Source organism: Siccirubricoccus phaeus (assembly GCF_008360935.1).
GTDB lineage: Bacteria > Pseudomonadota > Alphaproteobacteria > Acetobacterales > Acetobacteraceae > Siccirubricoccus > Siccirubricoccus phaeus.
The window spans coordinates 97,589-122,377 of sequence record NZ_SRXO01000014.1 but is presented as its reverse complement, the minus strand read 5'-3'; the positions used below and the strand labels follow the sequence as shown (position 1 = coordinate 122,377).

25 protein-coding genes are annotated in these 24,789 nt (G+C 72.9%); 15 read left to right on the top strand and 10 right to left on the bottom strand.

Annotated elements, in window-relative coordinates:
* Positions 1–60 precede the first annotated feature (60 nt).
* From E5N76_RS19325 to E5N76_RS19315, 3 genes are all read left to right on the top strand, one after another.
* Positions 61–1,089 carry an LLM class flavin-dependent oxidoreductase gene (locus E5N76_RS19325; protein WP_149538958.1) on the top strand — a complete coding sequence of 343 codons (1,029 nt, stop codon included), beginning with the start codon at positions 61–63 and terminating at the stop codon, positions 1,087–1,089.
* A gap of 155 nt (positions 1,090–1,244) precedes the next feature.
* Positions 1,245–2,231, top strand: a complete 987-nt coding sequence (locus tag E5N76_RS19320) for a tripartite tricarboxylate transporter substrate binding protein (protein ID WP_149538957.1) — start codon at positions 1,245–1,247, stop codon at positions 2,229–2,231.
* 176 nt (positions 2,232–2,407) lie between these two features.
* Positions 2,408–3,517 (top strand): enolase C-terminal domain-like protein, encoded by a 1,110-nt coding sequence (locus E5N76_RS19315; protein WP_149538956.1) that lies wholly within the window; start codon positions 2,408–2,410, stop codon positions 3,515–3,517.
* A 406-nt stretch (positions 3,518–3,923) separates the two neighbouring features.
* Here the strand turns inward: E5N76_RS19315 and E5N76_RS19310 are convergent, their stop codons facing one another.
* The 3 genes from E5N76_RS19310 to E5N76_RS19300 all read right to left on the bottom strand — a co-directional run bounded on the left by E5N76_RS19310 (position 3,924) and on the right by E5N76_RS19300 (position 7,402).
* The gene (locus E5N76_RS19310) at positions 3,924–4,529 is read right to left on the bottom strand and encodes an invasion associated locus B family protein (RefSeq protein WP_149538955.1); all 606 of its coding nucleotides are present in this window, start codon (positions 4,527–4,529) and stop codon (positions 3,924–3,926) included.
* Positions 4,530–4,677: 148 nt separating this feature from the next.
* Positions 4,678–6,096 (bottom strand): bifunctional heptose 7-phosphate kinase/heptose 1-phosphate adenyltransferase, encoded by a 1,419-nt coding sequence (locus E5N76_RS19305; RefSeq protein WP_149538998.1) that lies wholly within the window; start codon positions 6,094–6,096, stop codon positions 4,678–4,680.
* A gap of 598 nt (positions 6,097–6,694) precedes the next feature.
* On the bottom strand, positions 6,695–7,402 hold the full coding sequence (locus E5N76_RS19300) for a metallophosphoesterase family protein (RefSeq protein ID WP_149538954.1): 708 nt from the start codon (positions 7,400–7,402) through the stop codon (positions 6,695–6,697).
* Positions 7,403–7,471: 69 nt separating this feature from the next.
* Between E5N76_RS19300 and E5N76_RS19295 the strand changes: the two genes are divergently transcribed.
* Complete coding sequence (locus E5N76_RS19295; protein ID WP_149538953.1) at positions 7,472–8,533, top strand: hypothetical protein; 1,062 nt, start codon at positions 7,472–7,474, stop codon at positions 8,531–8,533.
* Between the two features lie 415 nt (positions 8,534–8,948).
* On the top strand, positions 8,949–10,199 hold the full coding sequence (locus tag E5N76_RS19290) for a hypothetical protein (protein WP_149538952.1): 1,251 nt from the start codon (positions 8,949–8,951) through the stop codon (positions 10,197–10,199).
* Positions 10,200–10,298: 99 nt separating this feature from the next.
* On the opposite strand, the gene E5N76_RS19285 is transcribed toward E5N76_RS19290, so the two are convergent.
* Positions 10,299–10,694 (bottom strand): DUF5990 family protein, encoded by a 396-nt coding sequence (locus E5N76_RS19285; RefSeq protein WP_207792023.1) that lies wholly within the window; start codon positions 10,692–10,694, stop codon positions 10,299–10,301.
* A gap of 248 nt (positions 10,695–10,942) precedes the next feature.
* Between E5N76_RS19285 and E5N76_RS19280 the strand changes: the two genes are divergently transcribed.
* From E5N76_RS19280 to rho, 10 genes are all read left to right on the top strand, one after another.
* On the top strand, positions 10,943–11,707 hold the full coding sequence (locus tag E5N76_RS19280) for an ABC transporter ATP-binding protein (protein ID WP_149538950.1): 765 nt from the start codon (positions 10,943–10,945) through the stop codon (positions 11,705–11,707).
* Positions 11,708–11,768: 61 nt separating this feature from the next.
* Positions 11,769–12,572, top strand: a complete 804-nt coding sequence (locus E5N76_RS19275) for an ABC transporter permease (RefSeq protein ID WP_149538949.1) — start codon at positions 11,769–11,771, stop codon at positions 12,570–12,572.
* A 164-nt stretch (positions 12,573–12,736) separates the two neighbouring features.
* On the top strand, positions 12,737–13,369 hold the full coding sequence (locus E5N76_RS19270) for a histidine phosphatase family protein (protein WP_149538948.1): 633 nt from the start codon (positions 12,737–12,739) through the stop codon (positions 13,367–13,369).
* 77 nt (positions 13,370–13,446) lie between these two features.
* Positions 13,447–14,286, top strand: a complete 840-nt coding sequence (locus E5N76_RS19265; RefSeq protein WP_149538947.1) for a lipid-binding SYLF domain-containing protein — start codon at positions 13,447–13,449, stop codon at positions 14,284–14,286.
* A 10-nt stretch (positions 14,287–14,296) separates the two neighbouring features.
* Positions 14,297–15,094 (top strand): lipid-binding SYLF domain-containing protein, encoded by a 798-nt coding sequence (locus E5N76_RS19260; RefSeq protein WP_149538946.1) that lies wholly within the window; start codon positions 14,297–14,299, stop codon positions 15,092–15,094.
* A gap of 286 nt (positions 15,095–15,380) precedes the next feature.
* The gene (gene hemH / locus E5N76_RS19255) at positions 15,381–16,454 is read left to right on the top strand and encodes a ferrochelatase (RefSeq protein WP_149538945.1); all 1,074 of its coding nucleotides are present in this window, start codon (positions 15,381–15,383) and stop codon (positions 16,452–16,454) included.
* Positions 16,451–17,110: an HAD family hydrolase gene (locus E5N76_RS19250; protein WP_149538944.1), complete on the top strand. Its 660-nt coding sequence runs from the start codon at positions 16,451–16,453 to the stop codon at positions 17,108–17,110. Before hemH ends, E5N76_RS19250 begins: the two co-directional genes overlap by 4 nt.
* Before the next feature lie 112 nt (positions 17,111–17,222).
* Positions 17,223–17,795: an MORN repeat-containing protein gene (locus E5N76_RS19245; RefSeq protein ID WP_149538943.1), complete on the top strand. Its 573-nt coding sequence runs from the start codon at positions 17,223–17,225 to the stop codon at positions 17,793–17,795.
* Positions 17,792–18,244, top strand: coding sequence for a protoporphyrinogen oxidase HemJ (gene hemJ, locus E5N76_RS19240; protein ID WP_149538942.1), 453 nt, complete (start codon positions 17,792–17,794; stop codon positions 18,242–18,244). Before E5N76_RS19245 ends, hemJ begins: the two co-directional genes overlap by 4 nt.
* A 421-nt stretch (positions 18,245–18,665) precedes the next feature.
* Positions 18,666–19,940, top strand: a complete 1,275-nt coding sequence (gene rho, locus E5N76_RS19235) for a transcription termination factor Rho (protein WP_149538941.1) — start codon at positions 18,666–18,668, stop codon at positions 19,938–19,940.
* 148 nt (positions 19,941–20,088) lie between these two features.
* Here rho and E5N76_RS29670 read toward each other — a convergent pair whose 3' ends face one another.
* The 6 genes from E5N76_RS29670 to E5N76_RS19205 form a co-directional block, all read right to left on the bottom strand.
* Entirely contained in the window at positions 20,089–20,766 is a 678-nt protein-coding gene (locus E5N76_RS29670) for a hypothetical protein (RefSeq protein WP_187830272.1), read from the bottom strand.
* Positions 20,767–20,945: 179 nt separating this feature from the next.
* A complete protein-coding gene (gene corA / locus E5N76_RS19225) occupies positions 20,946–21,932 on the bottom strand; it encodes a magnesium/cobalt transporter CorA (protein WP_149538940.1) in 987 nt (328 codons plus the stop codon).
* Positions 21,933–22,154: 222 nt separating this feature from the next.
* On the bottom strand, positions 22,155–22,865 hold the full coding sequence (mtnC, locus tag E5N76_RS19220; protein ID WP_268921312.1) for an acireductone synthase: 711 nt from the start codon (positions 22,863–22,865) through the stop codon (positions 22,155–22,157).
* Between the two features lie 69 nt (positions 22,866–22,934).
* The gene (locus E5N76_RS19215; protein ID WP_149538939.1) at positions 22,935–23,471 is read right to left on the bottom strand and encodes a 1,2-dihydroxy-3-keto-5-methylthiopentene dioxygenase; all 537 of its coding nucleotides are present in this window, start codon (positions 23,469–23,471) and stop codon (positions 22,935–22,937) included.
* Complete coding sequence (locus tag E5N76_RS19210; RefSeq protein WP_149538938.1) at positions 23,468–24,151, bottom strand: methylthioribulose 1-phosphate dehydratase; 684 nt, start codon at positions 24,149–24,151, stop codon at positions 23,468–23,470. The genes E5N76_RS19215 and E5N76_RS19210 overlap by 4 nt, the downstream gene beginning before the upstream one ends.
* A 146-nt stretch (positions 24,152–24,297) precedes the next feature.
* The gene (locus tag E5N76_RS19205; RefSeq protein WP_149538937.1) at positions 24,298–24,558 is read right to left on the bottom strand and encodes a twin-arginine translocase TatA/TatE family subunit; all 261 of its coding nucleotides are present in this window, start codon (positions 24,556–24,558) and stop codon (positions 24,298–24,300) included.
* Positions 24,559–24,789 lie beyond the last annotated feature (231 nt).

Here is a 24,789-nt window from a genome sequence, read left to right as displayed (position 1 = left end):
GCAGGGCGCCGCGCCCCGTGACGCCGCATCCCCGAGGGACGGGCGGCAAGGGAGGGCCAGGTGAAATTCGGCATCTTCGACCAGAACGACCGCGGCGGCCTGGAACTCGCGCAGCAATACGAGCAGCGCATCCGCCTGGTGCAGCTCTATGACGAGCTGGGCTTCCACTGCTACCACATGAGCGAGCACCACATCACGCCGCTCAGCACCACCCCCTCCCAGGGCGTCTTCCTCTCGGCGCTGATCCAGCGCACCTCCCGTCTCCGCTTCTGCCCGCTGGTCTATCTGCTGCCGGTCCACCATCCGCTGCGCCTGGCGGAGGAGATCTGCATGCTCGACCATCTGAGCCATGGCCGCTTCGAATTCGGCATCGGCCGCGGCGCCTCCCCGCATGAGCTGGAGGCGCTCGGCGTCGATGCGGCGGCGGCGGCGGCGATGTATGCCGAGGCCTTCCGCATCCTCGAGGCCTATTTCACCGAGGAGTCGCTGACCTTCGCCGGCCGCTACTGGAGCTTCCACGACGTGCCGGTGGAGATGCGGCCCTATCAGCGGCCCCACCCGCCGCTCTGGTACGCCCTCGCCTCGCCGGACTCCACCGTGTGGCCGGCGCAGCGCGGCGCCAATATCGTCTGCGGCGGGCCCGTCGCGCGCATCCGCGCCATCACCGACCGCTACCGGGCGGAATGGGCCGTGGCGCATCCGGAAGGCGGGCCGCTGCCGCTGATCGGGGTGAACCGCTACATCATCGTCGCCGAGACGGACCGCGAGGCGCAGGCGCTGGGCCGTGCCGCCTGGCCGGTGTTCTACCGCAATTTCATGAAGCTCTGGCACAAGCACGGCACCCAGCCGGTGAATGCCAAGCTGCCCCCGGAATTCGACGCGCTGCTGGAAAGCCGCCAGGCGGTCGCCGGCACGGCGGAGACGGTGCGGGCGGAGCTGGCGCGGCAGATCGCCGAGGGCGGGCTGAACTACCTGATCGGCAGCTTCATGTTCGGCAGCCTGGCGCATGCGGATGCCCGGGCCTCGGTACGGCTCTTCGCCGAGCAGGTGGCGCCGGCGCTGCGCGCGGCGGAGGTGGTGGCGGCCTGAGCCGGTCGCGGGTGGCGGCGCGGCCGCCGGGCCCGGGGCAGGGGCGCGCGGGCGGAACCGGCCAGCGTGAAGGCCGCGCTGCGGCAGCCAGCGCAGCCTGTGCCATCCGGCTGGACCGGCCGCGCCGGCACGAGGAAGGGGGAGGAAGGGAAGGCATGCAGCGTTTCATCCGGCGCGCCCTGCTGGCGCTGGCCCTGGCTGCCGGCGCCGGCGCCGCCTGGGCGCAGGGCCAGCCGCCCGGCGGCCTGGCCCTGCCCGGGCCGGTGCGGCTGGTGCTGAACAGCCCGCCGGGCAGCGCCGCGGACGCCGTGGCGCGCGGGCTGCAGGACAGCCTGGCGGAGATCCTCGGCCAGCCCGTGGTGGTGGAGAACGTGCCGGGCGGCGGCGGGATGATCGGCATTTCCCGCGTCATGCAGGCGCGACGGGACGGCGCCACCATCCTCTCCACCGTTTCCGGCACGCTGATCGGGCCGATGCTGGATCGCAGCCTGGCCTATGAGATCGGCCGCGACCTCATCCCCGTCTCCCAGATCACCGCCGCCATGGCGGTCTTCGCCGTGCGGGCGGAGATGCCGGCGCAGAGCCTGCAGGAATTCGTCGCGGCGGCGCGGGCGGCGCGGCAGCCGCTGCTCTTCGGCAATTACGGCTACGGCTCCTCCTCCCACCTGCAGGGCATGCTGCTGGCGCGGGAGAGCGGGCTGGAGGCGGAGCCGGTGCCCTATACCGGCACCTCGCAACTGATCTCGGAGATGCTGGGCGGGCGGATCTGCTGCGCCTTCATCGATGCCGGCTCGGCGCGGGAGTTCATCCGCGCCGGGCAATTGCGGCCGCTGGCCGTCACCGGGCCGCGCCGCGCGCCCTACCTGCCGGAGGTGCCCCTGCTGACCGAGCTCGGCATCGCGCATTTCGAGCCGCAGATCTGGCAGGGCATGTTCGTCGCCGCCGGCACGCCGCCGGGGATCGTCGAGGCGCTGGGCAAGGCGATGGGCGAGGCGGTGTGGCGGCCGGGGCCGAGCCAGCTCATCCGCGGCGTGGGCTATGAGCCGGTGGGGAGCACGCCGGCGGAATTCGCGGCGATGATCGCGCATGACGCGCCGATCTGGCGGCGGATCATCGAGGCGACGGAGGTGCGGATTAAGTAGGGCCTGCACCTCTTGGACGCACTCCGCCAAACGTCCCGATGCCTGCTAGAGCGGTTTCACGCTGACTGTGCAGCGCGAAACCGCTCTAGCTCATGGATTGTAGAGCAGATTCACGCCTCCGGGCGATCCCGCCCTCCGGCGATCTGCTCTAGCCTGCACGCGGGAGGAACCACCGCATGCGCATCGACCATGTCTCGCTGACCCTGTTCGCCTGGGACGGCATCCCGCCCACCCGCTACCATGCCGCCTCGAAGCTGGAGACCGGCTCTTCGGCCCTTGGCCTGCTCTCCATCGGCACGGATCAGGGCATCACCGGCCACGCCTTCCTCGGCAGCGCGACGCATACCGCGGCGAATGACGGGCCGGGGCTGATCCGCTTCCTGAAGCCCCTGCTGCTGGGCCGCGACCCGCTGGACCGGGAGGCGATCAACGCCAGGCTCTGGCCGATGTCGCGCCTCATCTCCGTGCGTTCCATCGGCGCCGTCGATGTCGCGCTGTGGGACATCGCCGGCAAGGCGGCGGGCATGCCGATCCACCGGCTGATCGGCACCTCCCGCCACAGCATTCCGGCCTATGCGTCCTCCCAGGTGCTGGACAGCGAAGCGGCTTACGCGGAGGAGGCGGTCGCCTTCCGCGATGCCGGCTGGGCCGCCTACAAGATCCACCCGCCGCAGCACCCGCCGACCGACATCAAGGTGTGCGAGGCGGTACGCAACGCCGTCGGCGACGACTACACCATCATGCTGGACAGCACCTGGTCCTACGACTTCCCCGCCGCCATCCGCGTCGGCCGCGCCATCGAGGAGCTGGGCTTCCTCTGGTACGAGGACCCGCTGCACGACCAGGACATCACCAATTACGTGAAGCTGCGGCAGAAGCTCGACATCCCGATCATGGCGACGGAGTACCCGCAGGCCGGCCTCGAAAGCTACGCGCCCTGGATCATGCTGCAGGCGACGGATTATCTGCGCGGCGACGTGGCGGTGAAGGGCGGCATCACGACGCTGCTGAAGACCGCCCACCTCGCCGAGGCCTTCCGCATGACCTATGAGGTGCATCACGGCGGCAACAGCCTGAACAACGTGGCGAACCTGCATGTCTGCTGCGCCATCCGCAACACCACCTATTTCGAGGTGCTGCTGCCCGACGGCGCGCATAAATACGGGCTGGCGAAGGAGATCGAGGTGGGGCGGGACGGGCTGGTGCAGGCGCCGACCGCGCCCGGCCTCGGCGCCGAGATCGATTTCGAGCTGATCAAGCGCAAGCAGATCGCGGTGCTGGAATAGGGCGCGGCGCCGGGCGCTGCGCGTCCCGCTGCCGGATGTGCCGCCGCTCGCCGAACTGGCCTGCCGCTGCGGGCTGTGCCGGCGCCGGGAAGGCGGCCATCCGGAACAGCCTGCGCCACGGCCCCGATCGCGGTGTAGGAACAGGGTGCCGCACCGGCATCTGCGCCCGGGTGCAACCGCGCTGCCTCTTGCGCCGATGTGGCCTGCCGCTGCGGGCTGTGCGGGCGCCAGGAAAGTGGCCATCCGGAACAGCCTGCGCGACGGCCCCGGATCGCGGTGCAGGAACGGGGCGCCGCACCGGGCATCTGCGCCCGGGCGCAACCGCGCTGCCCGTTGCGCTGACGCGGCCGGCGCGAAACACCAGGCAGGCCGCGCCCTCCAGGGGCCCCCGCGACGTGGCGGGGAATTAGCCTTCCTTCTGCAACGCCTCCAGCGCGGCGGCGAAGCCGCGGAAGGAGACAGGAATGGAAACGGCCTGCCCCGTCGGGTCCCTGAATTCCAGCTTGCCGCCCTGCTCCGGGTTGCGGCTGCGCAGCCGGCGCAGCACCGCCTCGTCGCGCAGCTCCAGCTCCGCGAAGCAGCCGACGGGGTTGGTGTTGCAGTAGCGGAAGGGCAAGGTCAGCCCTGGGTCGCCCTCCAGGTTCAGCTTCACCGGCTGGGCCACCTGCACCGCCACCGGCAGCCGCGCCACCAGCCGCATCGGCTCGGCCCGGGCCAGGCGGCCGATGGCCAGCACGGAGACCGGCTGCTGCTGCTGGTTCTGGGTGCCCTGCACCATTTCGCAGACCCGCCCGGTCTGGGCCCGGGTGACGCATTGCACGGTCCAGTCGCCGAACACCGCCGTGGTGCGTTCCGGCGAATCCGGGGCGGGGGCCGCAGGGGCGGGGGCCGCAGGGGCCGGCGGCGGCGCGGCCGGCGCAGCGCCCCGCGACGCGTTCTGCGCCAGGCCGGGGCCGGCCAGCAGGCAAAGGCCGAAGCCCAGGGCGATCAGGCGAATCTGCGTTCCGGACATGCCATCCCCGCGTGAATGCAGGCTCGCTCTAGCGCAGCTCAGGCGCCGGATGAAGCGGTGGTGGAAGAAATGCCGCGGCTTTCCCGCAGGACGTTGCCCGGCGGTGCCACGGGCCCCTGGCCTTGCGCAGCCACGCCATGGGGAGAAATCAGGCGGGCTCGGCCTCGGCGGTGGCGCGGCGGATGGTGCCGCCCCATTCCTGCAGCAGCTCGCCCCCGGCCACCGTCTCCGGCGCCCGGCCCGGGTCCTGCACCAGCACATCCGGCCGCAGCAGGCGGATCAGCTCAACCGGGCCCGGCGCGCCATAGGGCACCACCAGGTCGATCTCCGGCGCCTCGGCCAAGGCGGGGCCGCTGGGCTCCTCGTCCGGCAGCCCGATCACCAGCCGGTCGCACCAGCCCCGCGCCTCGGCCAGCAGGCCGGGGCGGGAGGCCGCCCTGGCGCCGGCCAGGAAGCCGACGCGCCAGCCGGCCCGGCGCCAGCGCTCCACCCGCTCCGCCGCCTGGGTGCGGCTGGCCAGCTTGCGCCGCGCGACCCGGCCGGGGATCAGCATCTCCAGCAACTCATCCTCCCGCACCACGGCGATGCCGGCCTTGCCGAAGGCGACGCCGGCGGCCAGCGCGCCCAGCCGGGCGGCCACCGGCAGCGCCAGCCCGGCGGCGAGGCCAGTGGCGACCACCGCCAGCAGCGCATCCCCGGCGCCGGCCGGGTCCACCAGCTCCACCACATCGGCGCCGTAATGCTGCACCAGATCCGCTTCGGCGGCCTCCGCCACCAGGGTCGCGCCCTGCTCGCCGCGCAGCACCAGCACGGCGCCGAAGCCATGCGCCAAGCGCAGCGCGCCGGCGGCGGCGGCGATCTCCGCCGCGCTGCCCACGGCCATCCCGGTGGCGGCGGCGAGTTCCGCGACATCCGGCAGGATCAGGTCCGCCCCGGCGAAGCGGGCGCAATCCCCGCCCTTCGGGTCCACCACCACGCGACGGCCGGCGGCCTGGGCGGCGGTGATCAGCCGCTGCGCGGTATCCCCGGCCAGCACGCCCTTGCCGTAATCGGAGAGCACCATGACCTTGGTCGCCGCCACCGCATCGGTGGCGATGCGGATCAGCCGGTCCGCCAGGCGGTGATGGATCGGCGCCACCACCTCATGGTCGGCGCGAAGGATCTGCTGGCCGGCGGCGACGAAGCGGGTTTTCGTGGTGGTGGCGCGGCCGCCCTGGACCAGCAGCCAGGGCTCCACCCCGGCTTGGCCGCCGATGAGGCCGGTGAGGTCGCTGCCCGCCTGGTCGTCCCCCACCACGGAGACGAAGGCGGTGGCGGCGCTGAGGGCGGTGAGGTTGCGCACCACGTTGCCGGCGCCGCCGGGCAGCGCCACCTCGCGTTCCACCGCCAGCACGGGCACCGGGGCTTCGGGGCTGACCCGCTCCACCCGGCCGAACACGTAACGGTCCAGCATGGCGTCGCCAACGACGAGCACCGCGCCGCGCCGCAGCAGGCGGACAGCTTCGGCGAGATCGGAGGGGGCGGGACCGCTGGGGACGACCCCGGTCCCGGGCGCCGGGCCATGCATCGTGCTGCGGTAGCGCAGGGCGGGCGGCGGATGCAAGCCACGGACACGCCAAGCGTGCGGAAAACCGGCCGGGGCCACCGATTCCGCCGGGTTCGGCGGTTGCCAGAGTCAGGCGGCCAGCGCGCCCCGTCTCGGGATCAATCCGGTTCCCGCGGGCTGAGGCCAGGCCCGGCCTTCGGGCCAGGGCGGCCGGGCCGCCGCCGCAACTCGCGCCGCCCCTTTGCCTGGCGCGGGGGTTGCCGCGCCGGGCTGGTTAGGCCGGCACCCCGGGCCCTCGCGCGGCGGCTTCCCAGGATGCGCTGCTTCTGCCCTCGCATGCCTGACCCGGGGGGCCGGACGGTTCCGGCAAGCCGGGCCGGCCGGACCTGCGGCCCGCGGTTGCAACCCCACCGTCCGCCGTCCTGGCGCGGCTTTGCCGCGCCAGGGGGACCACCAGCGCCCCGGGGCTCTCGTGGCGGCGCCTGGTGTCCTGCCCGCGAAGTTCGCTGGATTTCCAGCGAACGCCGCGGACAAGCAGGCCGTTGAAATCAAAAGCTGGTGGCCCGAGAACGAAGTCCGCAGGACTGCGGAAGCGGGACACCAGCGCCGCCATGGGGATCTATTCCACCAGGAAGCGCAGCTTCTCCCCCTCCAGCACCAGGCAGGTCAGGTCGCCACCGAAACAGGCGCCGGTGTCGATGCCGATGCGATGCGGCAGGATGGCCGGGCCGCGCGAGGGGGTATGCCCATGCACCACCACCCAGGGCAGCGCGCCGGCGTAGGAGAGAAAGGGCTCGCGGATCCAGATGAGGTCCGCCGCATCCTGCCGCTCCAGCGGCACCTCCGGCCGCACCCCGGCATGAACGAAGAGATACTCCCCGGCGCGGTGGGAGAGCGGCAGGCGGCGCAGCAGCTCCAGATGGTCCTCCGGCACCTCGGCCCAGGCCGCGCCGGCACGGGCGCCGTAGCTCTTCAGCGTCGCGGCGCCGCCATTCTGCAGCCAGAGGCCCATCGCCTCCTCCCCCGCATCGGGCTCGCAGGCGGCCAGCATCATCGCCTCATGGTTGCCGAGCAGGTTCACCACCTTCGCCCCGGGCACCGGCGGCGGGCCCAGCAGCCGTTCCAGCACCGCGGCGCTGTCCGTGCCGCGATCCACATAGTCGCCGAGATGCAGCAGCGTGATCTCCGGCGCCGGATAGGCGCGGGCATCGGCGGCGACGCGCTTGTGCAGGGCCGCCAGCCGGCGGTCGCAGCCATGCACGTCGCCGATGGCATAGACACGCTGGCCCGGCGGCAGGCGGCCGGGGCTTAGGGTTTCATTGACCATCTGCGGCGAGCCTAGCCGGGTTTCCGTCGTGCTGCACCGCATCTCAACCCCTGCGCGCAAGGATTGCGCATGAATGTGAGCCTGGCTGACCCGATCCGCCCCGCCGCGCCGGCGCCGCTGCTGCCGCCGCTGGCGCGGCTGCTGCCACGGCTGGACGGGCGGATGGCGCTGGTGGTGCCGCCGCTCGGGGCGCTGGCGGGCTCCGCAGCGCGGCGGCGCATGGCCTGCACCCTGCTGGCCGAGGCGGCGGAGGCCGGCAGCGGCCAGGTCTTCGAGACCCTGGATGGCAGCCTGCTGCTGCTGGGCGGCCTGCCCCGGCTGGTGCGCCGCGCGGCGGAGAGCCTCGGGGCGCTGGCGGGGGCGCCGCCCGCCGCGCCCTGGCTGCTGCCGCGGGATGCGCCGGCGCTGCTGGCCTGGGCCGAGCGCGCCCTGGTGCCGCCGCAGCCGCCGGCGGCGCCCGCTGCCCTGCCGGGGCTGGCGGGGCTGGATGCACTGCTCGGCCGGCTGGCGCCGGAGAAGCTGCTGCGCAGCCGGAAGCTGCAGCGGCCGCAGCCGGGCCGCGGCGGCGGGGCGGCGCCGTCCATGGCCGGGCTGCGGCTGCGCCTCTCCCGCCCGGCGCTGGCGGCAGCGCTCGGCCGGCCCGGCGCGGACCCGGACCTGCTGCGGCATGCGGAGGACCGGCTGGCGGCAAGGCTGCTGCCCTCCCTGGCCGCCTGGGCGGGGGATTTCCCGGGCCTCTGGCTGCTGCCTTTGCCGCGCGCCGCGCTGCGGGCCGGGGTGGAGCTGCCGCCGGGCCGGGCCGGGCTGCATGGCGTGCTGCCGCTGCCGGCGCTGGCCGCGTCCGGCTTCGGCGCCGTGCGGCAGCTTCTGGCCGACGCCGGCTGGGGGCTGGCGCTGCTGGGCCCCGATGCGGCGGCGCTGCCCGGCTTCGACCTGGCCGCCCTGCCGGCCGATCTGCTGCTGCTGCGCTGGACGCCGGCGCTGGAGGATCGCGCCCCGCTGGCGGCGCTGCGCCGCGCCGACCCGTCCCGGCTGGTGCTGACCGCGGCGGATGGGCCGGCGGCGCTGGAATTCGCCGCGCGGCTGGGCCTCGCCGCCCTGTCCGGCCCGGTTCTGGAGCCGCCGGGATGAGCCGGCGTGTGCCCGGCCGGCCGGGGCCGCAACCCGTCGCCCGGGCGGCGTGGGCGATCCCGTGCGTGCCCGGCCGGCCGGGCGCCGCAACCCGTCGCCCGGCCGGCTGGGTGATCCCATGCGGCTCCGGCCGGCCGGGGCCGCAACCCGTCGCCCAGGCGGTGTGGGTGATCCCGTGCGTGCCTGGCCGGCCGGGGTCGCCGCAACTCGTCGCCCATGCGGCTTGGGTGGTCCCGTGCGTGCCCGGCCGGCCGGGGTCGCCGCAATTCATCGCCCGTGCGGCCTGGGTGGTCCCAGGCACGCTCGACCGGCCGGTTCCGCCCCGACCCATCGCCCGGATGACATGGGTGGTCCCCGAGCACGCTCGACCGGCCGGCTCGTCCGAACCCGCCGCCCGGGCGGCGCGGATGGAGCCATGCGTGCCCCGCCGGCCGCGGCCAGCCCACCCCGCCTTGAGCCGGCGGCGCGCATGATCCCCCGCGCGCCCGACCTGCCCGGCACCCTACCCAATGGCCTCGCCAGCCTCGGCCGCAACGGGCCGGGGGATGCGCTGGCCCTGGCGCAGCTCGTCCGCGGCGTCGTCGCCGCCGGCGTGGTGCGGCGGGCGCTGCATCTCCGCCTCTCCGATCTCGGCCCGGCCTGGAACCAGCCGCACCACCGCCGGCTGGTGCGGGAAGCGCTGGAGCCGCTGCTGCAGGCCTCCCGCGCCCAGCTCTTCGAGCTGCCGCATGGCGATCTGGTGCTGGTGGCGCCGCCCTTCACCCGCCATCTGGCGGCGGCGGAGCAGGCCCTGGCCACCCTCTTCGCCGCCGATGCGGCGGAGGCCGAGGCCGCGCCGCCGCCCTTCGCCCTGCTGCGCCTGCCGGAGCAGGCGGCGGCGCTGCTGGCCGCGGCCGAGGCGGGGCTCGGCGCCGTCCTCGCCCCCGCCCCGGCGCCGGCGGAGGGGGAGTTCACCACCGCCGACCTCGCCGCGCTGGAGCAGGCGCTGGGCCAGGCCAGCCTGGCCCGCTTCCTCCGCCGCCGCCCGGTCTGCCGGCTGGTGGCGGATGGCGCAGGGGCGGAGATGCTGTGGGAAGAATGGCGCCCGGCGCTGGAGGAGCTGCGCGGCGCGCTGCTGGGCGGGGCGGACCCGGCGCTTTCCCCCTGGCTGCTCCGCCGCCTCTCCCGCCTGCTGGACCGGCGGCTGCTGGTGGAGCTGGCGCGGCCGGAGGAGGTGCGGCGGCGCGGCCCCTGCGGCATCGGCCTGGCGCTGGAGAGCATCGGCAGCCCGGAATTCCTGCGCCTCGACGGGTTGCTGGGCAGCACCGGGCGGGGCCAGGTGGTGGTGTCGCTCGCCGCCGAGGATGCGCTGGCCGATCCGGAAGGGTTCCGCTTCGCCGCCGGCTTCTGCCGGGCGCGCGGCTACCGCGTGGCGCTGGACGTGGCGGAGCTTGCGGCGCTGCCGCTGCTGCCGCCGGAAAGGCTGGGGCTTTCCCTGCTGCGGCTGCGCTGGTCCCCCGGGCTGCCGCTGGCGGCGCAACGCCTGCCGGGCGGGCTGGCCGCCTGCCTGCCCCAAGGGCCGGAGGCGGTGGTGCTGGCCGGCGCCGACCATGCTGCGGCCATCGGCTGGGGGTGGGAAATGGGGATTTCCCTGTTCGAAGGCGCGCTGGTCCGGCCGCGCGGTTGACGCATGGCCGGGGCTTCGTGCGTCACGGGCGGCGCCCTGTCTTTCGCCACTGGCCGCCGCCACCTGGCCCCGCCACCTGGCCCCGCCACCTGGCCAGGGTCACTCGGCGACCCGCCAGTCTCCGATCGGGCGCAATGTGGCGCAGGCCGGGCCGCCGTCCTTGGCCTTGCCCGGGAGTTCGGCCTTCAGAATTTCGCCGGCCAGGGCCCTCTCCAGCAGCTCGGCGGGCAGCAGATGGATGTCGATCTTGGCGCGCCGGCTCCATGCTGACGGAGATTGCCCGGCCTGCTCGCCGATCGCGATGTAGACGAAGCGCCTGACGGCCCCTTCGCTGCGGACAAAATCCCCCTGGAACTTTGGCCCTGGCGCCACCCGCACCGGCACATCGAATGCGATCGGGGCATCGCCGGCGATGACCTGCCCGACCGGCTCGCTCTTCTTGTTCTGCAGGCTGTAAGCGACGCCTGGGAAGGGATCCTGGATCCTGAGCCTCAAGGTGATGGCCTGTCCTGCCACTGTCCCGACCCCCCCCCGCCGCAAGCGCCAGCGTCCCCGTAACCGGACTTGGCCGCGGCCTGCAACACGCCGGACGCAGCCGTCGCTCGCATGAGGGAGGGAGTCTCAGGGCGGGGTTTGGGGGGAAGCCTTCCCCCCGGCGGGGGTGCAGGGGGCAGCGCCCCCTGCTGGGGGCGAAGCCCCATCCCCCGCTTGGCGCCAGCAGCAGAGGCGCGCATATCGACCCGATGGAGAGTGACGCGATCCAGGCCGAGGCGCTGACCAAGCGCTACCGGCCCGAAGGCCCCCCGGCGGTGGACGGCCTGACGTTCCGCATGCCGCGCGGCGCCACCTGGGGGCTGCTGGGCGGCAATGGCGCGGGCAAGACCACCACCATCGCCATGCTGCTGGGCCTGCTGGTGCCCTCCGGCGGCCGCGTTTCCTGCCTCGGCCACGACATGGCGCGGGACCGGTTCGCGGCGCTGGCGCGGATGAATTTCTCCTCGCCCTACATCGCCCTGCCGGCGCGGATCAGCGTGGCGGAGAATCTGCGGGTCTATGCCCATCTCTACGACGTGCCGCGGACCGAGCAGCGCATTGCCGAGCTGGCCGAGGAGCTGCAGCTCACCGAGCTGCTGGACCGCCCGGCCGGCGAGCTTTCCGCCGGGCAGAAGACCCGCGTGGCGCTGGCCAAGGCGCTGATCAACCGCCCCGAATTGCTGCTGCTGGACGAGCCGACGGCGAGCCTCGACCCCGATACCGGCGATTGGGTGCGCAGCCTGCTGGAGCGCTACCGGGCGGAGAGCGGCTGCGCCATCCTGCTGGCCAGCCACAACATGGCGGAGGTGGAGCGACTCTGCGGCGTCCCCGGCGGGCATGTGCTGATGCTGAAGCAGGGCCGCGTGGTGGATGCGGGCAGCCCGGCCGCGCTGCTGGCGAAATACGGCCGGGAGGATCTGGAGGAGGTCTTCCTCGACATCGCCCGCGGCCGCCAGCGCGCCGCGGCGGCCTGAGGCGGGGAGGGGGTGACGGGGGAAGGGGTGACGGGGGAGGGGAAATGATGGGGGAGGGGCCATGAACCGCGCCGCGCTGCGCCGCATCTGGGGGCTGGTCTATCGCCACCTGGCGCTCTACCGCCGCTCCTGGCCCCGGCTGCTGGAGCTGATGTACTGGCCGGTGCTGCAGATGGTGGTGTGGGGCTTCGTCACCGCCTATGTCGCCGGCATCCAGGCCAATACCGCGAGCCTCGCGGCCGCCGCGCTGCTGGGCGGCGCGCTGTTGTGGGAGGTGGCGCTGCGCGGGCAGATGGGCTTCTCCATCTCCTTCCTCGAGGAGATCTGGTCCCGCAACCTGGGCCATGTCTTCGTCAGCCCGCTGCGGCCGCGGGAGCTGGTGGCGGCGCTGATGGCGATGAGCCTGATCCGCGTGGTGGTGGGCGTGGCGCCGGCGGTGCTGCTGGCCTGGCTGCTCTACGCCTTCGGCTTGTTCCGCATGGGGCCGGTGGTGGTGGCCTTCTTCCTGGCGCTGCTGCTGATGGGCTGGGCGGTGGCGCTCGGCGTCACCTCCCTGCTGCTGCGCTACGGCGCGGGGGCGGAGACGCTGGCCTGGTCCGTGCTGTTCGGCATCGCGCCGATTTCCTGCGTCTTCTACCCGGTGGCGGTGCTGCCCGCCTGGCTGCAGCCCTTGGCCCTGGCGCTGCCGGCCTCGCATGTGTTCGAGGGGATGCGGGCGGCGCTGCTGGATGGGGCGATCGCCTGGGCGCATCTGGGCTGGGCCTTCGTGCTGGATGCGGCTTGGCTGGTGGCGATGGGCTGGGTGTTCATGCGGCAATTCCAGGCGGCGCGGGTGAAGGGGGCGCTGCTGAATATCGGAGAGTAAGGGGAACTCCCCATGAAGCCGCTGTGCGGCTCATGGGGCCCCGGATTGCGCCCCAGGTCCGCACAGCCTGCCGCGACGAAGCCGCGGCCGGACAACAGGAGGCACAGGCTTTGCCGGGGGCGCGCGCTTCCGCCCCGGGGGCGGCGGCGCTACATCCGGGGGACATGCCCGAAACCCGCCTCTTCCTCATCCGCCACGCCCTCGTGGAGCCCTCCGCCCGCCTCACCTTCTACGGTTCCATGGATGTCGCCCTGTGCGAGCTGGCGCTGCAGCAGGAAGCCGCGCTCTATCGCTGGCTGGCGGGGCGGCTGCCGCGGCCGGCGCATTGGGTCACCTCCCACCTCGCCCGCACCAGGGCGACCGCCGCCGCCATCTTCGCCGCCGGCTATCCGGAAGCGCCGCTCGCCACCGAGCCGGACCTCGCGGAACAGTATCTCGGCGAATGGCAGGGCATTCCGCATGAGGCGCTGGCCGAGCGCCTGCGCCACAAGCCCCACCCCTTCTGGCCGCATGCCGCGGAGGAGCGCCCGCCGGGCGGCGAATCCTTCGCTGAGGTGCAGGCCCGCGTCGCCCCGGTGCTGGACCGGCTGGCCGAGACCCATGCCGGACAAGACATCGTGATCATCGCCCATGGCGGCTCCATCCGCGCCGCCCTGGCGCATGCGCTGGGGCTCACGCCGCACCAAGCGCTGGTCTTTTCCATCCGCAATCTGGGCCTGACCCGGCTGGAAAAGCATGGCGCAGACTGGCGCGTGGCGACGGTGAATGAGGAGCCTTGGACCCCGCCGCCGGGCTGATCCGATCCGGAAGTTTGGACAGCGGACGCATAACCGGATACAAGCGCGGAAATTCCGATGCTTGGCGGGGGGGCTTCATGCGCCGTCTTATTATTCTCGGCATCACCCTGGCCGGGCTGGCCGGCTGCGCAGGCGGCCGCCCGAGCGGCGGGGAGGAGCAGGCGCTGGTGGACCGCGCCACCCTCACCGTGCAGGACATGCTCTCCGACGGCCATGACCATCTGGACGCCGCGCGCATGCTGCGCCGCGCCCGCGCCGCGCTGATCTGCCCGCGCATCTTCCGCGCCGGCTTCTTCTTCGGCGGGGAGGGCGGGGGCTGCGTCCTGGTCGGGCGGGATGCCGCCGGCTCCTGGTCCTCGCCGGCCTTCTACTCCATCGGCTCCGGCAGCTTCGGCCTGCAGGCGGGCATCCAGGACGCGCAGATCCTGCTGCTCATCATGAACGACAAGGCGCTGACGGCGGTGCTGGACAGCCAGTTCAAACTCGGCGCGGATGCCTCCATCGCCGTCGCCACCATCGGCGGCTCGGTGGAAGCCTCCACCACCGCGGCGGTGGGGGCGGACATCCTGGCCTTCTCCCGCACCCGCGGCCTCTTCGCCGGGCTGACGCTGGAAGGCTCCATCCTCTCCTCCCGCAGCGAGTGGAACCGCAGCTACTACCGGCAGGAGGTTTCGGCCCGGCAGATCGTGGTGGCGATGCAGGCGCATAACCCGGGCGCCGATCCGCTGCGGGCGGCGCTGATGCGCTTCGGCTCCGGCGCGCCGGCCGCCGCCGCGGCCCCGCCGCCGGAGCCGGCCTATGGCAGCCCCGCCGGCTACGCTGCCCCGCCGGCAGCGGCGGGCTATGGCACCCCCGCCCCCGGCACCGTGCTGGGCAGCGGCCCGGTGCAGCGCGGCAACCTGCCGCCGCTGCGCTGAGGCGCCGGCCATGCGGGCCCTGCTGCTGGCGGCCCTGCTCCTCGCCGCGCCCCTCCTCGTCACCCCGGCGCGGGCGCAAAGCCAGGGGGAGGCGCAGGCGCTGGTGGACCAGGCCACGCTGACGGTGCAGGAGATCCTGGGCACCGGGCCGGGCACCGAGGACAATCGCAGCCTGCTGCGCCGCGCCCGCGCCGCCATGGTCTGCCCGCAGCTCTTCCGCGCCGGCTTCTTCTTCGGCGGTGAGGGCGGGGGCTGCGTGCTGCTGGCCCGCGACGCCGCCGGCTCCTGGTCCTCGCCGGCCTTCTACGGCCTCGCCTCCGGCAGCTTCGGCCTGCAATTCGGCATCCAGGACGCCCAGGTGCTGATGCTGATCTTCACCGAGAAGGGGCTGACCGCCGTCCTCGACAGCCAATTCAAATTCGGCGCCGACCTGTCCCTCGCCCTCGCCACGGTGGGGGCGGGGGTGGAGGGATCCACCACGGCGGCGGTGGGGGCGGACATCCTGGCCATCGCCCGCACCCGCGGGCTGTTCGCCGGGCTGGCGCTGGAAGGCTCGCTGCTCAGCGCCCGCAGCGAGTGGAACCGCGCCTATTACGGGCAGGAGGTCGGGCCGCGGCAGATCGTGATCTCGATGCAGGTCTACAACCCGGGCGCCGACCCGCTGCGGGCGGCGCTGATCCGCTACGGCCAGGGCGTGGCGCCGGGACCCGAGCCCGCCCCGGCCGCGCCGCCGCCTGCGCAGATGACGCCGGCGCCGGGCGGGGTGCAGGCCTCGCCGCTGCCGCCCATCGCCGCGCCGCGGAACTGAAAGGCGGGACTTCACCGCGGGCGGCCGGCAGGGGCTCTGCCCCTGTACCCCGCCGGGGCCAGGACCTGGCCCCGGACCCCCGGTCCGAGTTTGCTGCTCGACCTGCCGGCCCACACCGGGCTCCGGGGGGTGGTTCACCCCCGGTAGGGGAATCTGGCGGCACTGCCGCCGACGGGTAGCGCCCCTGACCACCCCGGTTTGAGGCCGGGGGCGCCCGGCTGCTACACCGCGCTTGCAGCACGCCCTGGCCACCACATCTGCGGGGCGGGGGTGCAGGAGTGCCGGCATGCAACGGGTCGCGGTGGTGCTGCTCAACCTCGGGGGGCCGGATGCGCCGGAGGCCGTCCAGCCCTTCCTGGAAAACCTCTTCACCGATCCCGCCATCCTCCGCGTCCCCGGCTTCCTCCGCCCCTGGCTCGGGCGGTTCATCGCCCGGCGGCGGGTCCGGGCCGCCACCGAGAATTACGCCATCCTCGGCGGCCGCTCCCCCCTGCTGGAACTGACCGAGGCCCAGGCCCGGGCCCTGGACGCGGCGCTGGACGGGGAGGCGGCGACCTATCGCAGCTTCATCGCCATGCGCTACTGGCACCCCTTCAGCGAGCAGGCGGCGCAGGACGTCGCCGCCTGGGGGCCGGATGCCGTGCTGCTGCTGCCGCTCTATCCGCAATACTCCACCACCACCACGGGCAGCAGCGTGCTGGCCTGGCAGCAGGCGGCACGGCAGGCGGGGCTGGCGGTGCCGACCGTCACCCTCTGCTGCTACCACTCCCACCCCGGCTTCGCCGCCGCCACCGCCGTCCCGGTGCGGCGCGCCTATGCGGATGCGCGGGCGAAGCTGCCGGAAGGCGTCGCGCTGCGCCTCCTTTTCTCCGCCCATGGCTTGCCGGAAAGCATCGTGAAGGCCGGCGACCCCTATCAATGGCAGGTGGAGCGCAGCGTCGCCGCGGTGGTGGAGCGGCTGGGCATCGAGGGGCTGGATCACGGCATCTGCTACCAATCCCGCGTCACCCCGCAGAAATGGATCGGCCCGAGCACGGAGCAGGCGCTGGAGCGCGCGGCGCATGACGGGGTGGCGGTGCTGATCTGCCCGATCGCCTTCGTCTCCGAGCATTCGGAAACCCTGGTGGAGCTGGACGTGGAATACCGGGAAGTGGCGGAGAAGCTCGGCATCCCCGGCTATTTCCGGGTGCCGACGCAGAATGACTACCCCGGCTTCATCGCCGCACTGCGGGAGCTGGTGCTGGGCGCCATGGGCGGCGGCCGGGCGCTGTGCAGCTTCGCCGGCGGGCGGCAATGCCCGAAGCCCTGGGGCGATTGCCCGCATGGCAAGGCCCGGCCGCCCATGCAGGTGGCGGCGTGAGGCGGCCGCGCCCCGCCGCCGTGCTGTTCGATTGCGACGGCGTGCTGGCGGACAGCGAGGGGCTGGTGAACCGCCTGGTGGCGGCGGAGCTGACCGCCCGCGGCTGGCGGATGAGCGGGGAGCAGGCGCGGGAGACCTTCCTCGGCATGGCGCTGCCGGACATGATGTTGGTGATCGAGGCCCGGGTCGGCACCCTGGGGCCCGGCTGGGCCGAGGCCCTCTCCGCCCGCATCGCCGGCGCCATGCTGACGGAATTGGAGCCGATCCCGGGCGCGCCGGAGGCGGTGCGGGCGGTGGTGGCGGCCGGGGTGCCGGTGGCCGTCGCCTCCAATTCCGCCCGCCTGGAGCTGGCCGCGAAGCTGCGGCGGCTGGACCTCGCCGCGGTGTTCGGCACCCGCGTCTTCAGCTTCGAGGACGTCCCCCGCCCCAAGCCCGCCCCGGACATGTATCTGGCGGCCGCTGCCGCTTGCGGCGCCGCGCCCGCGGCTTGCGTGGTGGTGGAGGACAGCTTGCTGGGCGCCCGTGCCGGCATCGCCGCCGGCTGCCGCGTGCTGGGCTTCACCCGTGAGACCGACCGGGCCGTGCTGGCCGCCGTGGGTGCCGAACCTTTCGCGGATATGGCAGCGTTAGGTGAGTTGCTCGGCCTTGCGGCGTGATGCTGCCACGGCTCGGGTCGTAAGACTCATGGTTTTCAAAGGCCCTTCGGCCTTTGGTGGGGTGGGTTCGGGAGGGGCAAGGCCCCTCCCGAGCGCTTGTCGGGAGACGCGCATGCGGTTTTGGTCCCTCCTCGGGGTTGTCCTGTTGCTGGCCGCCGCCGACCCGCCTGCCGAGGAACGTGTCGTCCCCGGCGGCCGGTCCGGCTGGGCCAGCGATGGCGCCGGCGGCTGCTGGCTGTGGGTCGGCGGCCTGCAGGGCGGCTCCAGTGATGTCCGCGCCCGCTGGTCCGGCCCCTGCCCGGAGGGCCCGGCCGAGGGCACCGGCCGTTCCGAGATCTCCTGGCGCGTCGGCGGCCAGGACCGTTCGATGGTCTATGAGGGCCCCTTGCGGCGCGGCAAGGCGGAGGGCCGTGGCAAGCTGAGCCATTACGAGGCCGGCGAGCTGACCGCGGTGGAGGAGGGCGAATACCGCAACGACCATTTGGTGGAAGGCAGGCTGGTGATCCGGCGCCTGGGCCTGACCTATGAGGGGCATATGCGGGCCGGCCATCCGCACGGCCAGGGCAAGCTCACCCTGAATGGCCGGGTCTTCGAGGGCGAGTGGCAGAATGGCTGCCTTTCCGTCCGCGGCGCCTGGGTGGCCTTCACCCGCGCCGCCGAAAGCTGCGAGGGCGAGGATACGTGACCCTCGATGTCCTGGTGCCTGCCTACCCCTGGGTGAAGGCGCTGCATCTGGTCTCCGTCATCGCCTGGATGGCGGGGCTGCTCTACCTGCCACGGCTCTTCGTGAACCATTACCGCGCCGCCCCTGACTCGCCCGAGGCGGCGATGCTGGAGGGGATGGAGCGCCGGCTGCTGCGCGCCATCATGAACCCCGCCATGATCGCCGTGTGGCTGCTGGGGCTGACGCTGGTGCTGACGCCCGGGGTGCTGGATTGGCGGGCCGGCTGGTGGCACACCAAGCTGCTCTGCGTGCTGCTGATGACCGGCTTCCACCATCACCTGAGCGTCAGCCGCAAGCGCCTGGCGCGGGGGGAGCGGCGGCATTCCGAGCGCTACTGGCGGGTGGCCAACGAGGTGCCGACGGTCCTCATGGTCATCATCGTCATCATGGTGATCGTGAAGCCCTTTTGACTTTCCCCACGACGTTGCTGCGCAACGCCGCGGGGGCCCCGGGAAGGCGCGGGGCGAGCGGCGGCTCGCACCGCCTGGCGGGGCGGCGCCGGGGCAAGGGGCGGGCCGGTCCGCGGGTGCGTGGAGAATTCCGGCCGCCGCTTGGCCCGCAGACTTGACACGGCACCTCAACATCGCCAGTTGACGCCGTGCGGGGCGGTCCCTAGGGTCGCGCCGTTTCCCGGGCCAGCCGGCGTCCCCGCCGTGCCGGCTCACCTCCCTCCCTCCTCCTCGGGAATTTCGTCTCCCAGCTCCGTCCGCATCCCGCCAGGGATGGGCCGGACCCACAGGCGAAACGGCCGGGGCTCCCGCGAAGCTCTCGCGCGGCACCCGGCTCCCTTCGGGACAGTCCCGGTCCCCTCGCATCCGGACGCAATGCGCCATGCATCTTTCCGACCTCAAGGCCAAGACTCCCGCAGACCTCCTCGCCTTCGCCGAGGATCTGCAGATCGAGAACGCCTCCTCCCTGCGCAAGCAGGACATGATGTTCGCGATCCTCAAGCAGCTCGCCGACAATGACCAGGCGATCTACGGCGAAGGCACGCTCGAGATCCTGCCGGACGGCTTCGGCTTCCTCCGCTCCCCGCAGGCGAATTTCCTCCCCGGGCCGGACGACATCTACATCTCCCCCGCCCAGGTGCGCCGCTTCGGCCTGCGCACCGGCGACACGGTGGAGGGCCAGATCCGCGCCCCGAAGGATGGCGAACGCTACTTCGCCCTGCTGAAGGTCAACGCCATCAACTTCGAGCCGCCGGAATCCCTGCGGCACCGCATCAACTTCGACAACCTGACGCCGCTCTACCCGAACCGGCGGCTGAAGATGGAAAACCCCGAGGTCGAGAGCGTCGCCAAGGGGCCGGCCAAGGACAACACGCACCGCGTCATCGACCTGATCGCCCCGATCGGCATGGGCCAGCGCGCCCTGATCGTGGCGCCGCCGCGCACCGGTAAGACGGTGATGCTGCAGAACATCGCCAAGAGCATCACCGCCAACAACCCCGACGTCTTCCTGATGGTGCTGCTGATCGACGAGCGGCCCGAGGAAGTCACCGACATGGCCCGCACTGTGCGCGGCGAGGTGGTGGCCAGCACCTTCGACGAGCCCGCCACCCGCCACGTCCAGGTGACGGAGATGGTGCTGGAGAAGGCCAAGCGCCTGGTCGAGCACAAGCGGGACGTGGTGATCCTGCTGGATTCCATCACCCGCCTCGGCCGCGCCTACAACTCCGTCGTGCCGTCCTCCGGCAAGGTGCTGACCGGCGGCGTGGACGCCAACGCGCTGCAGCGGCCGAAGCGCTTCTTCGGCGCGGCCCGGAACATCGAGGAAGGCGGCTCCCTGACCATCATCGCCACCGCGCTGATCGACACCGGCTCGCGGATGGACGAGGTGATCTTCGAGGAGTTCAAGGGCACCGGTAACTCGGAAATCATCCTCGACCGCAAGCTTTCCGACAAGCGGACCTTCCCGGCGATCGACATCACCAAGAGCGGCACCCGCAAGGAGGAGCTGCTGGTGGACCGCGCCACGCTGGCCAAGATGTGGGTGCTGCGCCGCATCCTGAACCCGATGGGCACCCAGGACGCGATGGAATTCCTGCTGGACAAGCTGAAATACAGCAAGACCAACCAGGATTTCTTCGATGCGATGAATACCTGATGTATTCCCCACGAAGCCGCTGCGCGGCTTCGTGGGGGGCCCGGCGCTCCCCTCGGATCACAGCCTCGCACAGCCTGCCGCGGCAAAGCCGCGGCAGGGCAACAGGCGGCGAAGGTTCGAATCGAGCGCCATGCGGCCCGGCCGCATGTTACCCGGCCACCCGCAGCATCTCCCGCAGCCGCTGCTGGTCCTCCGGGCACACCCGCGCCAGCCGGCGGTACTCCGCCTCCGTGTCGATGCCGCGATGCCCGGCCTCCCGCGCCCGCCGCATCGCCGCCAGGGAGGGTTCCAGCGCCCGCCGCAGCCCCTGCTGCAGCGCCGCCATGGCGTCGTCCAGCGTCGGCCCCTGGCCGCTCGCCCGCGCCGCCCAGCGGGTGGCCGCCCGCCTTGCCCGATCCGCCGCCACCTGCAGGGTGCGGCGGTTCACCGCCACATGCCGCCGCTCATGCGCCAGCACCTCGCGGTACAGGCAGCCGCCCTCCGGCAGCTCCCGCGCGATGCGCACCAGATGCTCGGTCTGCACCAGGCTCAGCGCGACCTGCGCCGGCACCGCGCAGACCACCCCCGCCGCCTCCCGGTAGCGCGTCTCGATCTCGCTCTGCCATTCGACGCGGGAAGTGGTGAGGCCCAGGTGATGCAGCGTCTCCCGCTGCTTCTGCCCGCTTTCCGCATGCAGCGCGGCGATGTCCAGCTCATGCCCCAGCACCGGCTCCGGATCCACCACCGCCAGGGTCAGCCGCGGCGCGGCGCGGGGGCAGAGCTGCGCCAGCGCCGGGCCCGGCCCCAGCAGGGCCAGCGCCAGCACCAGGGCGCAGAGCCACCGCAACCGGACCGCCGCCCGGCCTCCGGCGCCCCGGCCCGACGCCCCACCGGCCGCGCGCCGGCGCCGCATTCCCACCCGGGCTGGAGCGCGATCGCCTTCGGTGGACTTACCGAAGGCGTCAGTCACGCCGCCGGACAACGGCCAGGAACATGCGCCATGCGCGCAAGCGGACGGACCATGCCCTAGAGCCATCCCTTCCGCTTGAAATAGAGCACCGGCAGCACCGCCGAGATCACCATCATGATCAGCGCCATCGGATAGCCCTCGGCCCATTTCAGCTCCGGCATCGACTCGAAATTCATGCCGTAGATGCTGGCGATCAGCGTCGGCGGCATCAGCGCCACGCTGGCCACGGTGAAGGTCTTGATGATGGCGTTCTGCTCGACATTGATGATGCCGAGCACCGCATCCAGCAGGAAGTTGGCCTTGCTGTTGAGGAAATTCGCGTGCTCCACCAGGGAGCGCACATCCCGCACCAGGGATTTGATCAGCGCCTGGTTCTCCTTCCTGACCGCCGTCGCCTTCTCCGCGCCGACGAAAGTAAGGATGCGGGAGAGGCCGAGCAGGGTCTCATTCGCCCGCGTCGTCACCTCCCCCACCTGGCCCAGGGTGATGAGCGCGCCCTTCAGGTCGGCATCCTTGGTGGTGGCCTTCACCTGGGCGCGGGCGGCGCGGAAGGCGGCCTGGCTGGCGCGGTCCATATCCGCGCCGACGCGCTCCAATATGTCCGCCAGCCGGTCCACCACCTGCTCGAACAGGTGGAACATCACCCCGTCCGGCGTGCCGAGCAGCGTCGCCGGGGTGCGCTGGCAGCGCGCGCTGAACACCGCGAAGGCCTTGGGCGTGGCGTAGCGCACGGTGACCAGATGGCTGTTGCCCAGCACGAAGGTGATGGCGGTGGAGCCCAGCTCCCCGCCCTCCACCCCGTAGAGAAAGGGGGCGGTGAGGAAGAGCGCGTCGTCTTCCTTGTAGAGGCGGGAGGAGCTCTCGATCTCCTGCATCTCCTCCCGCGTCGGGATTTCCAGGCGGAGCGCCGACTGCACCAGCCGCTCTTCCTCCTGGGTCGGGGTCAGCAGGTCGATCCAGATGGCCTGGCGCAGCGCGGCTTCGTCCTGGGCGCCGTCGCGCACCATCAGGTGCCCGGCTTCGAGGGTGTAGGTGGTCAGCATGCGCATCTCCCGGCCGGTACGGGGCAGGCGGCTTCTAGAACAGATCGCGCCGGGGCGCGAGCCGCCCCGGCGACGAATTCGTACTGTGAACAATAGGCTACAGCCGGCCCGGCTGCCGACCTGCCGGGGCCGCTGTAGCTTCCCTGTCGCGTCCTGTCACCAGTGGCGCCGCGGCGGTGCGAGCTGCCCCTCGCACAGCGGGGCCTCCAGCCTGCCAGGGGCTTACGGGGGCGGCGCGCCCGGCAACCCGAACCGCCTTGCCACCGCCGGAAAATCCTCGGCCTCCGGATGCCGCCCGGACGCCTGCGTGCCATCCGCTGCCCGCACCAATTGGCAGGTCAGCAGCCCGGCGGCGCGCGCCGCATCCAGCTCCTCCGCCACGTCGGAGAGGAACAGCATCTGCCCCGGCGCCGCGCGCAGCTCGGCGGCGATGGCGGCGTAGCTTTCCGCCTCCCGCTTCGCCCCGATGCGCGTGTCGAAGAAGCCGGCGAGCAGCGGCGTCAGATCCCCCGCCTCGGAATGCCCGAACAGATCCCGCTGCGCCGGAACGGAGCCGGAGGAATAGATCGCCAGCCGCACCCCGCCCGCCGCCCAGGCCCGCAGGCAGGCGGCGACATCCGGCCAGAGATGCCCTTGCAGCCGGCCATCGGCATAGCCCTGGTGCCAGATGAGCCCCTGCAGCGCCTTCAGCGGCGTCACCTTGGCGTCCTCGGCGATCCAGGCGCGCAGCGCTTCCACCGGCTGCCGCCCGGGCGCCAGCTCCCGCACCTCCGCGATGATGGCCAGCACCTCCGGCCGGTCCCCATGCGCTGCGAGGAATTCCTCCAGCGCCGCCTCCGCGAAGGGAAACAGCCGGTCCTTGACGAAGGCGATGCTGGTCGTCGTGCCTTCGATATCCATCAGCACGACCTGGATGGCGCGAGCCTCGCTCACGCCCTGCTCCTCGCCGGCGCTGCGGTGTTCCGCGACCGGGCCCGGCGCGGCGTCATTCCCCGGCCGCCCTCAGGCCGCGACAGGGAAGCGCTGCGCCATATCCGTGCCGGTGAACTGCGCCACCCAGCCGGCCGGGTCGGTGAAGACCCGCAGCGCGGTGAAATACGGCTTCTCGCCGGCGTCGAACCAGTGGCGGGTGCCGGCCGGCACGCTCAGCAGGTCGCCCTGCTCGCAATGCGCATCCCACACCTTGCCGTCCACATGCAGCACGAAATCGCCGCTGCCGCGGACGAAGAAGCGCACCTCATCCTCGGTGTGGATGTGCTCGTTGAGGAATTTCTCGCGCATCGCCGCGGCCTGGGGATGGTCCAGCGTCAGGCTCACCACATCGGCGGAGCCGGCGCCGGTCTCGCCCATCAGCCTGTCCAGCCAGGGGCGGTAGGCGGCGAGGATGGCGTCGTTGTCGGCATCCTCCGGCACCGCCACGCCTTCCCAGCGCTCGAAGCGCACGCCGATGGCGCCGAGCGCCCTGGCGATCTCGGCGGCATCCTCGCTCTGCATGATCCGGGCGCCGCTCGCGGCGTCCCACACGGTCAGACGGCTCATCGCCCGATCCTCCGTTCTTCCAGGTCACAGGCCAGCATGAATTCCAGCGCCTCCAGCCTTGTCAGGGCCGTCGGCATATCGGCGGCCCAGACATAGACGCCATGGCCGCGGATGACATAGCCCGGCACCACCCCGCCCGGCACGCCTCGGGGCGACTGCTGCGCCGCCGCCTGCCAGCGGGCCTCGACCACACTTTGCAGGCGGGGAATGTCCTGGTCGTTCTCCACCACCGGCAGGGCGATCGCGGCGTCATGCGTCGAGAGGCCGGGGAAGGCCTTCAGCAGCTCATAGCCCGCCAGGCGGATGGAGTCCCCGCCCAGCCGGGAGAGTACGGTGGCCGCCGGGGAATGGCCGTGCAGCACCGCCCCCGCCGCCGGGAAGCGGCGGTAGATGCCGCAATGCAGCCCGGTCTCGGCCGAGGCGCGGTCCCCCGGCACCAGCGGCGTCCCCTCGGGGTCCACCAGGATGACGCCTTCAGGGCCCAGGAAGCCCTTATGCCCGCCGGAGCGGGTGATGGCGATCTGCGTCGCGGAGAGGCGGATGGAGATATTGCCCGCGGTGGCCGGCGCCCAGCCGAAGCGGTCCATGCGCCGCCCGGCGGCGATGATGGCGCTGGCGGCGGCGTCCAGGCTCTCCGCCGCATCCGGGCGGGCCCAGGAAGGGGCCTCGTCCACCGGCATGTCGCTGGGTCGCGCCGCGGCCGGTCGCGTCCCGGCCGCCATCGTCCCGACCATGGGGGCTCAGCGCCCTGGCGGGAGCCGCAGGGCCCGATGCCCCGGGCCGCGGGCGGCGAGGCCCGGGACCACGGCGCCTCGGGCGGGCAGCATCAGGCGGCGGGCCGGCTGGAGGAGGCGTGCGCCTGCTGGCCCTGCTGGCCGGCGGCGGGGCCCTGGATGCTGCCGGCCGGCGGCTGGGCCGCGGGCGGCGCCGACTCGGCCAGCGAGGCGTCTTCCTCCTTCATGTTCTTCTTGAAGGATTTGATGCCCGTGGCGAGGTCGCCCATCAGGGTGCTGATCTTGCCGCTGCCGAAGAGCAGCAGGACGACCAGCAGCACGATGAGCCAGTGCCAGATGCTGAAGGAACCCATGTGACGCCCCGATGAGGTGATCTTGAGGTGATTGTTGCGGCCGCCCCTGGCGCGCCACTGGGCGGCGGGGACCGGCCGGACAGTAGTGCCCCGGCCCGGCCGGCGCAAACCCGGAGATGGGCCGCCGAGCGGCCCGCTGCAACGGGGGGCGGGGTGGAAAGGCAAGGGATTCGGCGGCGGTGCCACGGCCGCTGCGCCTCCCCCGCGCCGGCGCCCCGGCTTCCCGCCCGC

What these genes read in the sequence shown, in the direction of transcription:
- E5N76_RS19320 (WP_149538957.1), top strand. Translation starts at nt 1,245, where the DNA reads ATGCAGCGTTTCATCCGGCGCGCCCTGCTGGCGCTGGCCCTGGCTGCC.
- E5N76_RS19280 (WP_149538950.1), top strand. Translation starts at nt 10,943, where the DNA reads ATGGAGAGTGACGCGATCCAGGCCGAGGCGCTGACCAAGCGCTACCGG.
- E5N76_RS19300 (WP_149538954.1), bottom strand. Translation starts at nt 7,402, where the DNA reads ATGGTCAATGAAACCCTAAGCCCCGGCCGCCTGCCGCCGGGCCAGCGT.
- corA (WP_149538940.1), bottom strand. Translation starts at nt 21,932, where the DNA reads ATGCTGACCACCTACACCCTCGAAGCCGGGCACCTGATGGTGCGCGAC.
- E5N76_RS19210 (WP_149538938.1), bottom strand. Translation starts at nt 24,151, where the DNA reads ATGCCGGTGGACGAGGCCCCTTCCTGGGCCCGCCCGGATGCGGCGGAG.
- E5N76_RS19315 (WP_149538956.1), top strand. Translation starts at nt 2,408, where the DNA reads ATGCGCATCGACCATGTCTCGCTGACCCTGTTCGCCTGGGACGGCATC.
- E5N76_RS19305 (WP_149538998.1), bottom strand. Translation starts at nt 6,096, where the DNA reads ATGCATGGCCCGGCGCCCGGGACCGGGGTCGTCCCCAGCGGTCCCGCC.
- hemH (WP_149538945.1), top strand. Translation starts at nt 15,381, where the DNA reads ATGCAACGGGTCGCGGTGGTGCTGCTCAACCTCGGGGGGCCGGATGCG.
- E5N76_RS19295 (WP_149538953.1), top strand. Translation starts at nt 7,472, where the DNA reads ATGAATGTGAGCCTGGCTGACCCGATCCGCCCCGCCGCGCCGGCGCCG.
- E5N76_RS19265 (WP_149538947.1), top strand. Translation starts at nt 13,447, where the DNA reads ATGCGCCGTCTTATTATTCTCGGCATCACCCTGGCCGGGCTGGCCGGC.
- E5N76_RS19215 (WP_149538939.1), bottom strand. Translation starts at nt 23,471, where the DNA reads ATGAGCCGTCTGACCGTGTGGGACGCCGCGAGCGGCGCCCGGATCATG.
- E5N76_RS19290 (WP_149538952.1), top strand. Translation starts at nt 8,949, where the DNA reads ATGCGTGCCCCGCCGGCCGCGGCCAGCCCACCCCGCCTTGAGCCGGCG.
- E5N76_RS19270 (WP_149538948.1), top strand. Translation starts at nt 12,737, where the DNA reads ATGCCCGAAACCCGCCTCTTCCTCATCCGCCACGCCCTCGTGGAGCCC.
- E5N76_RS19205 (WP_149538937.1), bottom strand. Translation starts at nt 24,558, where the DNA reads ATGGGTTCCTTCAGCATCTGGCACTGGCTCATCGTGCTGCTGGTCGTC.
- E5N76_RS19310 (WP_149538955.1), bottom strand. Translation starts at nt 4,529, where the DNA reads ATGTCCGGAACGCAGATTCGCCTGATCGCCCTGGGCTTCGGCCTTTGC.
- rho (WP_149538941.1), top strand. Translation starts at nt 18,666, where the DNA reads ATGCATCTTTCCGACCTCAAGGCCAAGACTCCCGCAGACCTCCTCGCC.
- E5N76_RS19245 (WP_149538943.1), top strand. Translation starts at nt 17,223, where the DNA reads ATGCGGTTTTGGTCCCTCCTCGGGGTTGTCCTGTTGCTGGCCGCCGCC.
- E5N76_RS19260 (WP_149538946.1), top strand. Translation starts at nt 14,297, where the DNA reads ATGCGGGCCCTGCTGCTGGCGGCCCTGCTCCTCGCCGCGCCCCTCCTC.
- E5N76_RS19275 (WP_149538949.1), top strand. Translation starts at nt 11,769, where the DNA reads ATGAACCGCGCCGCGCTGCGCCGCATCTGGGGGCTGGTCTATCGCCAC.